This window comes from Pedobacter sp. (assembly GCF_035317785.1).
Classification (GTDB): domain Bacteria; phylum Bacteroidota; class Bacteroidia; order Sphingobacteriales; family Sphingobacteriaceae; genus Pedobacter.
In genome coordinates, this window is sequence record NZ_DATHGC010000333.1 from 1 (window position 1) to 13,452 (window position 13,452).

General features: G+C 47.1%; 10 protein-coding genes and 1 pseudogene. 4 read left to right on the forward strand and 7 right to left on the reverse strand.

The genetic code is table 11. From position 1 onward, the window contains the following. The 3 genes from VK541_RS21100 to VK541_RS21110 form a co-directional block, all read right to left on the reverse strand. Positions 1–2,054: ligand-binding sensor domain-containing protein (locus VK541_RS21100; protein WP_324372466.1), on the reverse strand; the 2,054-nt coding region annotated here is incomplete at its 3' end. A gap of 55 nt (positions 2,055–2,109) precedes the next feature. After that, the gene (locus VK541_RS21105) at positions 2,110–3,231 is read right to left on the reverse strand and encodes a glycoside hydrolase family 26 protein (protein WP_324372467.1); all 1,122 of its coding nucleotides are present in this window, start codon (positions 3,229–3,231) and stop codon (positions 2,110–2,112) included. A 12-nt stretch (positions 3,232–3,243) separates the two neighbouring features. After that, complete coding sequence (locus VK541_RS21110) at positions 3,244–4,305, reverse strand: glycosyl hydrolase (RefSeq protein ID WP_324372468.1); 1,062 nt, start codon at positions 4,303–4,305, stop codon at positions 3,244–3,246. Between the two features lie 168 nt (positions 4,306–4,473). Here VK541_RS21110 and lipA point away from each other — a divergent pair, with 168 nt between their 5' ends. The 3 genes from lipA to VK541_RS21125 all read left to right on the forward strand — a co-directional run bounded on the left by lipA (position 4,474) and on the right by VK541_RS21125 (position 6,884). Further along, positions 4,474–5,352 (forward strand): lipoyl synthase, encoded by an 879-nt coding sequence (lipA, locus tag VK541_RS21115; protein ID WP_324372469.1) that lies wholly within the window; start codon positions 4,474–4,476, stop codon positions 5,350–5,352. A 100-nt stretch (positions 5,353–5,452) separates the two neighbouring features. After that, positions 5,453–6,004 carry an RNA polymerase sigma factor gene (locus VK541_RS21120; RefSeq protein ID WP_324372470.1) on the forward strand — a complete coding sequence of 184 codons (552 nt, stop codon included), beginning with the start codon at positions 5,453–5,455 and terminating at the stop codon, positions 6,002–6,004. Between the two features lies 1 nt (position 6,005). Then, positions 6,006–6,884, forward strand: a complete 879-nt coding sequence (locus tag VK541_RS21125) for an anti-sigma factor (RefSeq protein WP_324372472.1) — start codon at positions 6,006–6,008, stop codon at positions 6,882–6,884. Here VK541_RS21125 and VK541_RS21130 read toward each other — a convergent pair. The 4 genes from VK541_RS21130 to VK541_RS21145 form a co-directional block, all read right to left on the reverse strand. Continuing rightward, on the reverse strand, positions 6,881–7,804 hold the full coding sequence (locus VK541_RS21130) for an NAD(P)H-hydrate dehydratase (protein ID WP_324372473.1): 924 nt from the start codon (positions 7,802–7,804) through the stop codon (positions 6,881–6,883). The two genes, VK541_RS21125 and VK541_RS21130, sit on opposite strands and share 4 nt — an antisense overlap. 1 nt (position 7,805) lies before the next feature. Further along, positions 7,806–10,652 (reverse strand): excinuclease ABC subunit UvrA, encoded by a 2,847-nt coding sequence (gene uvrA, locus VK541_RS21135; RefSeq protein ID WP_324372475.1) that lies wholly within the window; start codon positions 10,650–10,652, stop codon positions 7,806–7,808. A gap of 81 nt (positions 10,653–10,733) precedes the next feature. Beyond that, a complete protein-coding gene (locus tag VK541_RS21140; protein ID WP_324372476.1) occupies positions 10,734–11,786 on the reverse strand; it encodes a ferredoxin--NADP reductase in 1,053 nt (350 codons plus the stop codon). A 128-nt stretch (positions 11,787–11,914) separates the two neighbouring features. Next, complete coding sequence (locus VK541_RS21145) at positions 11,915–12,538, reverse strand: lytic transglycosylase domain-containing protein (RefSeq protein WP_324372478.1); 624 nt, start codon at positions 12,536–12,538, stop codon at positions 11,915–11,917. Between the two features lie 577 nt (positions 12,539–13,115). Between VK541_RS21145 and VK541_RS21150 the strand changes: the two are divergent. Continuing rightward, positions 13,116–13,452: pseudogene (locus VK541_RS21150) on the forward strand (pseudouridylate synthase); the annotation flags it as partial.

Here is a 13,452-nt window from a genome sequence, read left to right on the forward strand (position 1 = left end):
TTATAAGTTTTGATGGCAGCGGGATGAAAAATATTGATCCCGTCAGCGCCGCCGAAAGCGAGCTCCCCGGTCTTCAGCTTTACCGAGGCAATGCGGTTGAACTCCTTACCCTGCAGACCATCGTTCTCATCAAAATTTTTGAATACGATCCCCAGATCCTTTTTGTAATCAACAGAGATCCGCGACAGGCCATTGGAAGTACTCACCCAAAAGTCGCCCCTGTCATCTTCCTGGATGTCCATGATGTTATTATCCGGCAGCCCGTTTTCTACAGTATAATTGTAAAAGGTCCGGGTATCCGGATTGTAAATACTCAGCCCGTCCCGCGTGCCAATCCACAAATAACCTTTGCTGTCTTCAATAAAGCTATTGATATTGTCATTGACCAGGCTGTTGTTGTTATTGGCATTGTTGATCATCCGCACGAACTTCGTACCGCCTTTAGGCAATACATTCATACCATAGGAAGTGCCGATCCAGATGTTGTGCTTTGAATCTTCAATGACCTTAAAAACGTAGTCTGAACTGATCTGCTGATCGTGCTGACCATACCGTTTAAATTTCTTAGATCCGCGGTCAAACAGGTTCAGCCCCCCGCCCATTGTCGCGACCCAGAACCTGCCGCTTGAATCTTCGAGAAAATCCGACACTTTATTGTCACTCAGGCTCTGCGGATCGGCAGCGTTGTATTTGTAATGAACGAATTTGCCACTGTCCATATAATCAAATCCGCCGGTATAGGTTCCGATCCACAGCTTTTCAAAACGGTCAATGTAAATGGCCACTATGGCATCATGCGAAAGGCTGTTTGGGTTGCGCGGGTCATGCCTGTAGGATGTAAATTTATGGGTTTTTCGATTGTAATAAACCAGCCCCCTGCCATTGGTCCCGATCCAGATATTGCCCGCCTTGTCCTCAACCATCCTGTTGATGTCACTGTAGATCAGGCTATTTGGATCTGAAGAATGCTTGATCAGGTTGAATTTGATGATATTCGGGTGATAGAAATTGACCCCCTTTCTAAAAGTGCCGATCCATACCATGCCCAGATTATCATAGTATATGCTGGAAATGCTGTTCTGGCTCAGACTTTTGCTGTCATCTTCATTGTTCAGGATGTACCTGATACTGAAATCCTTCTTGTCAATCAGGTTGATGCCACCATGATCTGTGCCGATCCAGATATTGTCGTCCTTGTCTTGCACCACGCCGGTCACGATGTCAGAGTTGAGCTTCACATCCGGAGAGTTCTTGCTGATCTTCCTCAGTAAGTTCCTCGCGGGATCAAAAGAATAAATGCCTGTAGAAGTAGAAATGTCATAGATCCAGATCAAACCCTGTCTGTCTATGAACAGGCGGTAGGTGTCGCTCTCCCGGTTGGAAAATTTACTGGAAAGATCGATACGCTGGGTCACTGTTCCGGTGTTCTTCCTGAGCATTTCCAGCGTTCCGTCAGCATGGATCATCCAGGCATTGCCCAGACTGTCCTCCGCGAGGTCGATAACGGGACTGCCGGAAATGCTGTTGTCTGCCCGCACTTCATGGGCAATCCTTATCGTTTTTTTTGTAGCAGGATCGTACTTGTACAAGCCGGTGGCCGCAGAAACAAACCAGAAATGTCCTGATTTCCCCTTCCTCAGCAGGCGCACCACATTCTCGGGCACACCATACTTATGAAGTTCCGACTTGATGTCGTGGTTGAACAGCTCAGTGACCGGATCATAGACATCCATCCCGGCACGCGTTTCTATCCAGAGTTTCTGCTCCGGTCCTTCGGTAATGGTCCGCACATCACTGTCGCTGATGGTCGATTTGTTCTTGATCCTGTGGCGGTAGATTTTAAAACTATAGCCGTCATAACGGGCAAGTCCGGCCATTGTTCCCAGCCAGATGAAGCCTTTATTGTCCTTGTAAAAGCAGTTGACATCATTGTGGGGCAAACCGTTGTTGATGTCCAGGTGAGAAAACTGGTATTGATTGTACTGGGCAGCTGCGCCGATGCTGCAGAGCATGAACATGCACAAGTACATGAGTATTGTCAATCTTCGTTTCATCTTATGCTTCAACCTTGCAGCCCGTTTAAACCAACCTTTAAGGTACTAAAAATACTTATTTATAAATGCCCTGCAGGTCCTTCTCAAAAAGCGTGTACGGGTCGTCGTAGAATTTTTTAAAGTCAGGTACATTCGCATGCCCGGGATAGGGGGCGTAAAAATGAGTAGGACTGCGGGTGTCATTTCGCCACACCAGCACATAACAAAGCCTGATCTTATCGTTTTTCATAACCTTCAGCAATACATCGTTCCACCAGTTGGGGTTGATCAGCGATTCCAGTCCTGTTTCTGTAAATGCGGCCAGCTTTCCATTCTTTTCCGCAAAGGCCGATACAATCTGCAGTTTCTTTATGGCGGCATCGAGGTCATATTTACCATACCTGCCCATATCTCCGTAATTGTCTGTCCCTACCAGGTCTACCCATTCATTACCGGGATAACGTTCAAGATATTGCGCCTCTGTACGGAAAATATTGTCCGGTGAAAAGGCATAAATGAAATTGTGGACACCCGCCGTGTCTCTCAGATAAGCAACGGTGAATTTCCAGAGCGCCCTGAATTCATCAGGCGTGCAGTGTGTGCTTCCCCACCAGAACCAGTCGCCGTCAAACTCGTGATAAGGTCTGAAGATCACCGGTACCAGCTCCCCGTTTTTGCCTTTAAGGCTTTTTGCCCAGCCGGCCACATCCTTCAATATCGCTATATACTTGTCGTGCGCCTCTCCTCCGGGAATGATGTACTTCACCGCAGGCAATGAAACCGAATCCTTCCAGTAAAAGTCGCCTGCGGATACCGGGTTGGAAAAATGCCAGGCCACAGTAGTTACTCCGCCACGGTTGTAGGTGCCGGTCACATTTTTCCTGAGCTGCTCTTTTGTTTTTTCTATTTCTGCCCGGGGGCGGTCCGATAAACCGGAGATGTCCACACCGATCACTGCAGGGTGACTGCCCACTACGGACTTCACATCAGAACGGTCGGCATCGCCCGACCAGCCGTGGCCGTATTCAGTAGCGTGCTGATGGCCAAACAGGGTGTGTTTGGCCGATAACCCGTACAGGTTTTCAAACAAGGCCTTCGTTTCTTTGGTGGCTTTGGGATCAATGAGTTTTCGCTGTTGGGCTCCTGCAGTATGCAGTACCAGCAGGCAGAGTATCGTAAAAAGGTATTTTGTATTCATTGTATGTTAAACTTACTGATTTTTTAAAGAAGGCATCTCGTCGAGTGTGATGACATAGTTGCTGGCAAACATTTTCTTCCAGAGATCCGGGGAATTGTGGATGCTGTTGCGGGTATAATCGCCATACCAGGGCATAAACCACGACCAGGCCGCAGCATCCTTACTCAAGTTATCAACATCAGGTATAGCTCCGCATTCACTCAGTGTGATCATTTTTTTACTGCCATAAAGCGTATTCAAAGCATTGAACTCTGCAACCTGCGAGGAATGATCGCCCTGCTTATAAATATCACGCCCTACAATATCCACATAAACATCGCCCGGATACCAGGCGTCGTCACCCGGCTCGCGGGTCCAGACCCAGATCAGGTTGTTGAGCTTGTGATAATTTACCATGCGGTCATACATGAGCTGATACAGTTTCTTACAAGGCGCAGCTCCTTTGGCGCCCCACCAGAACCAGCCGCCTGCAGCCTCGTGCAAGGGCCTCCAGATCACTGGAACATTGTCTGTTTGCAACGTTTTGAGCAGTTCCGATACATAGTCAATGTCGGCCATCATGGCCTTGTACGCTGCCGATTCAGGGTCATTTATTTTTGAGACGTCAAATGTGGTTTTATCTGTATAAAATTCTTCAGTGGTCCGCAGCGGGTCCCGCCAGTGCCATACCATTACAGGAATCCCATTCTTCAGCCAATAGGCCTTAGCGTCTTTTACCGGTGCTTTATTGTCGTACCAGGCATAGCCCCGGTTGCAGTGCATAAAATCGAGGCCGATGATCGCCGGCTCTTTTCCGGTTTGCTGTTTCAGCCAATCCGTCTCATCAAAGCTATTGAGGGTCATTACCCCGGAAATGATCTTCTTACCATAATTTTCCCTCAGGAACTGGTAGAGTTTATTGGCCTCAACACTTGCATTGGGGGTAACCAACCCAGCATTGATATGGAAACGTTCTTCCGTAATCCCGGGTCCCGGCTTTTCTTCCGCTGTTGTACCCTGTTTTTTACAGCCCAGTAAAAGGATGCAAAATATACCCGGAACAAACAGCATCCTTAGCATTGCGTTGATGTTCATATTTATATTGGTTAGCGACAATGAATCCGTAAAAGTATCACCACCGCCATTCCTGAATGCTAAAAAATGGGGTTCCAAATGTTAAGCCTGAATCAGATCCACGAACATTTACATCCTGCTAACATTTCATCTTTATAAAATTCAAACCCTATTGTGTAACTTTGCATCATGATCGCACTTCCGGTTGTTTCAGAAAATCCAGTACAACGCAAACCAGATTGGCTTAGAGTAAAGCTTCCTGTAGGTAAAGAGTATGCACAGGTACGCAGTTTGGTGGACACGCACAAGCTCCATACCATTTGTGAAAGCGGTAACTGCCCCAATATGGGCGAATGCTGGGGCGCCGGTACGGCTACCTTTATGATCCTGGGCAACATCTGTACCAGGTCATGTTCATTTTGTGCTGTGGCCACCGGCAGACCGCTGGCTGTAGACACTGACGAACCCAGCCGTGTAGCCAATTCGGTAAAACTGATGCAGGTAAAACACTGCGTGATTACCTCTGTAGACCGGGATGACCTGAAAGACGGCGGGTCCATCATCTGGGCAGAAACCTTACAGGCCATCAGAAGAGAAAGTCCGGAAACGACGCTGGAAACCCTGATCCCCGATTTCAGGGGAATATGGGACAACCTCTACCGTGTACTCGAGGAGAGACCCGAAGTCATGTCCCACAATGTGGAAACCGTAAAACGCCTGACCAAACAAGTACGCATTCAGGCCAAATATGACAGGAGCCTCGAAGCTCTGAAACGCATATCTGAATTCGGACTGAGAACCAAAACCGGGATCATGCTGGGCTTAGGTGAAACTGAAGACGACGTACTGGAAGCCATGGACGACCTGGTCGCCAACGGAGTCCACATCCTGACCCTCGGACAGTATTTGCAGCCAACAAGAAACCATCACCCGGTAGTGGACTGGATTCATCCTGACCAGTTTGCAAGATACAAAGAGATAGGTCTCTCCAAAGGATTGAGGTATATAGAGAGCGGCCCGCTGGTCCGTTCTTCCTATCATGCTGAAAAGCACCTTTTTGACATGTAATCCGTTTTTCTTAGAGCTTCTGTGTTTATTTTTGGCCTCACTGAGTAAAAAAACAAATGCACCTTTGTTGTTGTTCTAGTTTCTGTATATTAGCAATCCATTGACAGCAACTAAAAAAATATCTCTCCCGGAAGAAGAGCTGGTGCGTAAACTGAAAGCTCAGGATACCATCGCTATTCAGGCCCTGTACGACATGTACTCGGGAGCGCTGCTTGGGGTTATTTCAAGGATTGTTCCCCAAACGGAAGTTGCTGAAGACCTTTTACAAGAGACTTTCATTAAGATCTGGAACTCTGCCATTAGCTATGACAGCGGGAAAGGACGGCTGTTTACCTGGATGATGAACATTGCGCGCAATTTGTCCATAGACAAGCTGCGTTCCAAAGATTTCAGAAACGCGGGGAAAAACCAGGACATAGAAAATAACGTAGATTTCATTGACTCGCAAAAAGAGATTACTTTTAACGCGGATCTTCTGGGACTAAAGGATATGGTGACCGCCCTGAAGCCGGAATTTAACAGTGTATTGAATATGGTGTATTTTAAAGGATATACCCATGTAGAGGCAGCAGAAGAATTGAATTTACCATTAGGCACGGTTAAAACCCGTATCAGGATGGCCATTATGGAATTAAGAAAGCATTTTAATTAAAGTGGAAGAAGGAAAAGCATATATTGAATCAGGCATACTTGAACTTTACGTTCTGGGGCAGTTAACTGCGCAGGAACAAGCTGAAGTTGAAGCAATGGCGGTACAATATCCTGAAGTAAAACAGGAGATTGACGCGATTGAACGTGCTATGGAACAATATGCAGTGGCACAGGCAGTGCAACCGGCAGAAGGACTGGATCAGAAGATCCTAACCAGGATCACCTGGGGAAAACAAAATACACCGGGCACGCCCGAAATACCTGCAAAAGAAACCGGTAAAGCTCAGGAAGCAAGAATAGTCCCTTTAAATAAGCCTATCGACTACGAAACCAGGATCAGAACATTGCGCATTGCACTGGTCGCCTGCGTTGCATTACTTGTAGTGAGCGCAGTAGCCTTATTTTCCGCGCACACCGAACTGGGCAGTGCAAAAGTTCAAATCGCCGAATTAAGCCAGGACAAAGAAAAGTTTACCACCACAGTAAACTTCATGAAGCAAACCAATGCCGAATTGCAGAAGATTGCCGACATGACCACCGATCCGAACTGGAAATTTGTGAAACTGGCAGGTACCCCTATGGACCCGGAGGCCAGCATGATGGTTTACTGGCATACTACAGGTAAACATGTGATGATGGACAACAGCAAAATGAAGCTTCCCGCAACAGATAAAGCGCATCAGTACCAGCTTTGGGCTTTGGTAAACGGTAAACCTGTTGATCTTGGTGTGTTTGATGTCAAAGCCGGCAGCTCACAAATACTGATCAGCATGAAGGACATTGCATCTGCACAGACTTTTGCGGTGACCCTGGAGAAACGCGGCGGAAGTCCAAGTCCTACTATGACCCAGATGATCGTAGCGGGTAATGTGGCGATCTAACCAAAAAAATCTTTTATAGTCTTCGGTAGCTGCAGGGCAAGCTGGGATGCGCTAACATTAAAGTGTGTATTCGCCAGCTGATCTCCCGCCAAACCATGAAAGTAACAGCCCAATATTGCTGCATCCCTGGCCGTATAATTCTGAGCGACATAAGCGGTAATGATCCCGGTCAGTACATCGCCCATCCCGCCCTGCGCCATTGCCGGGTTGCCCGTAGGGTTGATGTAAACCGCCCCCTCAGCATCAATCACAAAAGTATACCGGTTCTTCAGAACAATCGTTATTTTACGCTTCCTGGCCTGTTCAACCGCAGTTTGAATGCGGTCCCACCAGTTCTCCTGCTCCCCAAACAGCCGGTCAAATTCCTTAACGTGCGGTGTCAGGATACTGTCTTTGGCCAGATGCCTGAAGTGTTGGTTATTTTTCGCCAGAAGGCTCAGCATATCGGCATCCGCAATAACCGGCTGCTTTGATGCCCGCAAAGCTTCTATAAGGGTTAAATCTTTCCAATTGCCGCCAGCAGCCGGAAGCAAACCAGGGCCAATGGCAATTGCATTATAGCGCTTAAAGTCCTTTGCCTGATCTAATGATTTTCTGTCCGCATACATCACTTCCGGAAGTAAGGTATTCAGGGCCGTCAACCCGCTTTCGGGAATAGCAGCGGTAGTCAATCCCGCACCGGCATGCAGGCATCCCATAGCACACAGCAGCGCTGCACCCATAGTCTCGGCTGCACCGGCTATGATCAAGGCATGGCCATAACTGCCCTTATGGCTAAACGGCTCCCTGGATTTGAACAAAAGCTTAATGTCTTCAGGGCTGATCATCCGAAAATCACCCCAAGCTTGCATACCCGCTGCAACAGCTGCAGAAGCAGGGGCTGAGGCATCAGGCAAAAAATCATTGAGCTTAGCTTTCATTTTATTTCAGTCCCATCTCTTTTTTCAAAAACTTGCCGGTCAGGCTGATTGGGTTTTGGATCAGGCCCTCTGGCGTACCTTCAAAAATGATCCTGCCCCCACCGGCACCACCTTCCTCACCCAGATCAATGACCCAGTCGGCCACCTTCACCACGTCGAGGTTATGCTCGATCACCAGCACCGTATTTCCTTTGTCAACCAGCTCGTTCAGTACCCCCAGCAACACATTAATGTCTTCAAAATGCAAGCCGGTAGTCGGTTCATCCAGGATGTAAAATGTACTGCCGGTATCTTTTTTAGAAAGCTCCGTAGCCAGTTTCACCCGCTGTGCCTCCCCGCCCGACAGGGTAATGGACGACTGTCCGAGCGTAATGTATCCCAGGCCCACGTCTTTCAGTGTTTTGATCTTGCGGTAAATGACCGGCATGTTTTCAAAGAATTCACAGGCGTCTTCAATGCTCATGTCCAGTACATCACTGATGGATTTGCCCCTGTAGCGTACTTCAAGGGTTTCCCGATTGTATCTTTTGCCCTGGCATTCCTCACAGGGCACCTGCACATCAGGCAGGAAGTTCATTTCTATCACCTTCATACCGCCACCCTGACAGGTCTCGCAGCGGCCGCCCTTTACGTTAAAAGAGAAACGGCCGGGCTTATAACCCCTGATCTTTGCCTCGGGCAACTGCACATATAAATTCCTGATGTCTGAAAACACGCCCGTATAAGTAGAGGGATTTGACCTCGGCGTACGCCCGATAGGTGCCTGGTCGATTTCAATTACCTTATCAATTTCCTTCAGTCCGCTGATCTTTTCATAAGGCAAGGGATGTTTTTTGGCCCGGAAAAAATGATGGTTCAGGATCGGATAAAGCGTTTCCGTGATCAGACTGGATTTACCGCTTCCAGATACACCAGTTACCGTAATGAATTTTCCCAGGGGAAAATCTACCGACACATCTTTTAAATTATGACCGCTGGCCTTGATGATAGAAAGCTTATGGCCATTGCCTTTCCTTCGTTTTTTAGGCACCTCGATAGACTTTTGGCCATTCAGATAGGCAGCGGTAAGTGTACCTGATTTAAGGATCTCGGCGGGGGTGCCCTGCGCCACGATCTGCCCGCCATGCACACCTGCAGCCGGACCAACATCGATTACATGGTCGGCCTCCAGGATCATTTCTTTATCATGTTCTACCACCAATACTGTATTTCCAAGGTCCCGGAGGTTCTTCAAAGCATGGATCAGCCGTTCATTGTCACGCTGGTGCAGGCCAATGCTCGGCTCGTCAAGAATATACATCACATTCATCAGCTGCGAACCGATCTGTGTAGCCAGCCTGATCCGCTGTGCCTCGCCTCCCGAAAGGGTACGCGCAGTACGGTCGAGCGACAAATAATTCAAACCCACGTCGCTCAGAAAACCAAGCCTGGCCCTGATCTCTTTCAGGATCTCTCTGGCAATGGTATTCTGTCTTTCACTCAGCCTGCTTTCCAGGTCTACGTACCAAAGTTTCAGACTGCTGATGTCCATTTCAGACAGTTCAAAAATGTTCTTGCCATCTATTTTAAAATGCAGGCTTTCTTTTTTCAGCCTCGCCCCATTGCAAACCGGACAAGTTTTGAGCTTACGGAAAGCCTCCATATCATCAGATGCTCCTTCACTTTTACGCTCCTGCTGTTCCTCGAGCAATTTGATGATGCCGTCAAAAGTGATCTGGTAATTCTGTACATTCCATTTGTTGTACTCCACTGCAACACTCAGCAGTTCATGCGTTCCATTCAAAATGATACTCACGTTTTCCTCACCCAGCTTTTCAATCGGAGTGGATAAAGAAAAGTTATATTTTTTGGCCAGGGCCTTCAGCACCTGGAACATCCATACATCCCGGTATTCACCTAAGGGGGCAAGCCCGCCATTGATGATGCTGAGTTTCGGGTTCGGAATTACAGAATCTCGGTCGATTACAAAGATATAGCCCAGACCGTCACAATTCTCGCATGCTCCGTAAGGCGAGTTGAATGAGAAACTATTGGGCTGAGGCTCATCATAAGAAATCCCTGTAGTCGGGCACATCAGGAACTTACTGAAATGAGAAACATTGTTTTCTTTATCACTGATCTTGATGATCCCCTTTCCCAGGCGCATGGCTGTTTGCAGAGAATCCTGCAGGCGTTTGACGTCCTTACGGTCTACCAGCAGGCGGTCTACTACGATCTCAATGTCATGGATCTTGTACCGGTCTACCTGCATTTTAGCGGTAATGTCCTGGATTTCCCCGTCAATCCGCACCTTCACATAGCCTTGTTTGCGGATCTGCTCAAAAAGCTCCCGGTAATGACCTTTACGCCCTTTAACAACAGGCGCCAGGATATTGACCGCCATATCGCCGTATTTGTTAAAAATATTATTCAGGATCTGGTCCTCGCTCATTCGCTCCATCTTTTCTCCCGTATTGTAGGAAAAAGCATCAGCAGTACGTGCATAGAGCAGGCGCATAAAATCATAGATCTCGGTGATGGTACCCACAGTAGAGCGTGGATTTTTGCTGGTCGTCTTTTGCTCAATGGCAATGACGGGGCTCAGTCCCGAGACCTTGTCCACATCAGGTCTTTCCATGCCGCCCATGAACTGGCGTGAATAGGCACTGAAAGTTTCCATATAACGGCGCTGCCCTTCTGCATAAATAGTGTCAAAAGCCAGAGAGGACTTGCCACTGCCGCTTAAACCGGTAATGACCACCAGCTTATTTCTGGGAAAGGAAACGTCTATATCTTTGAGGTTGTGCACCCTGGCTCCGTATACTTCTACATCTTTTTGCTCGCCCAGGTCTATGGTATTTTTGCTCATATATTCTAAAAAACAGGATTGGTTGCCAGGAAATTAAGGTAACAATTTTCTGGCCACAAAGGTAAATCATATGTTTCGCTTTTACCAGACTATTGTCGTCTCATTTTCAGTCGGATGACCGGTACATACCAGAACCCGTCCTGCTGCTATTTCATCGTCGACCAGCACTTCATTGTAGTCCATGCGCACATGGCCTTTTGTACAATTAGCCGTACAAGTACTGCAGATGCCGGCCCGGCAACTGTAAGGAATGTCAATGTGGTGGTTCAGCGCCGCCTGCAGAATCGTCTGGTTGTAGGGTACGGCTATCCGGTATTCCTGCCCTTTTAATTTTAAAACGACACTATACGTTGAGGTATCTTTTACCACCTTTTCCGTCATGTCATCTTCATCAACCTCATCTTCAGGCAGAACAAATGTCTCTCTTTTGATCTGGGAGATGTCAAATCCCAGTTCCAGCAGCTTGATCCGGCAGGTCACCATATAATCGACCGGTCCGCAGGTATAAAACAAGGCCTCCGCCCGGTCGTACTCCAGGTATTCCTTTACGATCTTTTCGATCAGGAACACATTGAGCCGCGCCATCAGCAGGTTTTTGGCTCCGCTGGAAACATAAATGATCCTGAAACGACCAGGAAATTGTTCCTGCAGCAGGTTCAGCTCTTCATAAAACAAAGTCTCCTTTACCGACCTGCTGCTGTAAATGAGGACAATTTTAGATTGCTGCTCTGTACATAAAGCGGTCTTGATGATGGAAAACAGCGGGGTAATGCCCACCCCTGCCCCAAAAAGGAATACCGTTCTTTTCAATAAAGCCTGCGGCTGATAAGTAAACAAACCATTTGGGGGCAGCGCCGTCAGTACATCGCCGACCGAAGTTTTATGGTGCAAAAACCTGGAGATCTCACCATTTTCTACCCTTTTGATGGCTATGGATAAGGGCTCGTCTACATCCGGAGAACTGCAAAGCGAGTACGACCGCCTCAGCTCCCTGCCATGGATCTGGAACACCAGGGTCAGGAACTGACCCGCCAGGTATTGCGGTTTAACACCATCCGGAACAGCAAACGTAAGGACAAGTGTCTCACCAGGGGTGTATTTCATATCCGTTATGCGCAGCCTGATCAGTTCCATAGGCTGCCAAAATAATAAATTATGACGGATTTAATCCGCAAAATATACACAAAACAAAAAGCCGCTCTGATTAAATCAGAACGGCTTTCCCCAATGTCAACGTCTCTTATTTGTGTGTGTTTAAAATCTTACTGGTATGCCTTAAATGTACTTTCAGCTTTATAAGCCAAAAGCGTTCTTGGCGCCCGGTAACCGTAACGTACCGGATCTTCTACGATCTCTTTCATAGAAATCAGCTTGTATACATAGCCGGCAGTTTCACGGTTTAGCTTCATTTTGAAGTAATTGTCCTGATTCTGACGGTCTATTTGTCTTTTCATATGGTTATCACCCACATTATATGCGGCCGCAACCAATGTCCAGCTGTCAAAAATCCCGTAAAGTTCTTTGATGTATTTTGCTGCCGCGATGGTCGATTTGCGCAAATTCTTACGTTCATCCACCTTCGAATTGACCTTTAATCCGTAGGTACGTGCGGTACCCGGCATAAACTGCCAAAAACCTGATGCGCCTTTAGGTGAAGTACCTTCCTTCAAACCGGATTCTACCAGGGGGACGTATTTAAAGTCCTCAGGTATACCGTATGCAGCAAGTATGGGTTCTATCACAGGAAACCATTCTGCCGCTTTTCTATGTAGGCGATTGGTGTGCAGACGACCGTAACTGAATGCAGAAAGCCATGTCTTCATCTTGCGCTCTACCCTGACATCCCCTAACGGGAGTGTCTCTTCTGCGAAATTTAACTGGGCCATAAGAGATAATGGCACCGGATTTTTTGTTGTTATTATTGTATCTTTTATTGACGTTGTTTTGTCATCTTCCGATTGACTTTTTGCTTCGTGGGGCATGTTGTAAGCAAACACTTTTGCCATAACCAGTAATGCAATTATTACCGTACATGTTATTATGTGTTTCTTTATCATTTTCCTCCTTTTTTTGGTTAATAATATAAAACGCTGCAAATGTACGTTATATTAACCTTATTATCAAGCAATTACGAAATTACCTGCAAAAATCGCAGTTTAAACTACTGTAAGACATGATTTTTTAGTGCCTCAGAATGGCCGGGTTTTGTGCCTTATTGTTGCTTCACAATTAAAGGCATCTTCACACTTTCTTCACACCTTGTTTCACAGCAAAGCCACAAACAGGTACCTTTTTGTGAACAGAATGTGTCTAATGTGTGTCTGAGGTGAGGACTTGCCATACACCATACCTAAGTTTTACTTAAGGGGGTCTGCAGCGAGGTCAATTGGAGAGTTAATTGCTAATATATCGAATTTTGCCTAACTTTGCCAACCCGCATAATTTTGCGGCTAATAGCGTATCATGACAAAAGACAACAACAGGAACAGTCGGGATGACAAGTCCAAGCCGGGAAACCGAAGCACAACTGGCAGAAAGCCAAGTGGAACAGAGAGTTCATACAAGGGCAAAAGCAAGTTTGACGACAAAGAAGGGAAAGATAAAAAATTTGGGGGAGCAAAGGATTTTAAACCCCAGGCAGCGAGAGCTGGCGACAGTAAAGACTTTAAACCAAGACCGCCAAGAGACGGTGACAGCAGGGACTTTAAACCAAGAGAGAAAAGAGAGGGAGACGCAAGGAGTTTTAGACCAAGAGCGGAGCATGACGGCAAAGATTTCAAACCAAGAGCGGCAAGAACAG

What these genes read in the sequence shown, in the direction of transcription:
- VK541_RS21105 (WP_324372467.1), bottom strand. Translation starts at nt 3,231, where the DNA reads ATGAATACAAAATACCTTTTTACGATACTCTGCCTGCTGGTACTGCAT.
- VK541_RS21110 (WP_324372468.1), bottom strand. Translation starts at nt 4,305, where the DNA reads ATGAACATCAACGCAATGCTAAGGATGCTGTTTGTTCCGGGTATATTT.
- lipA (WP_324372469.1), top strand. Translation starts at nt 4,474, where the DNA reads ATGATCGCACTTCCGGTTGTTTCAGAAAATCCAGTACAACGCAAACCA.
- VK541_RS21130 (WP_324372473.1), bottom strand. Translation starts at nt 7,804, where the DNA reads ATGAAAGCTAAGCTCAATGATTTTTTGCCTGATGCCTCAGCCCCTGCT.
- uvrA (WP_324372475.1), bottom strand. Translation starts at nt 10,652, where the DNA reads ATGAGCAAAAATACCATAGACCTGGGCGAGCAAAAAGATGTAGAAGTA.
- VK541_RS21140 (WP_324372476.1), bottom strand. Translation starts at nt 11,786, where the DNA reads ATGGAACTGATCAGGCTGCGCATAACGGATATGAAATACACCCCTGGT.
- VK541_RS21145 (WP_324372478.1), bottom strand. Translation starts at nt 12,538, where the DNA reads ATGGCCCAGTTAAATTTCGCAGAAGAGACACTCCCGTTAGGGGATGTC.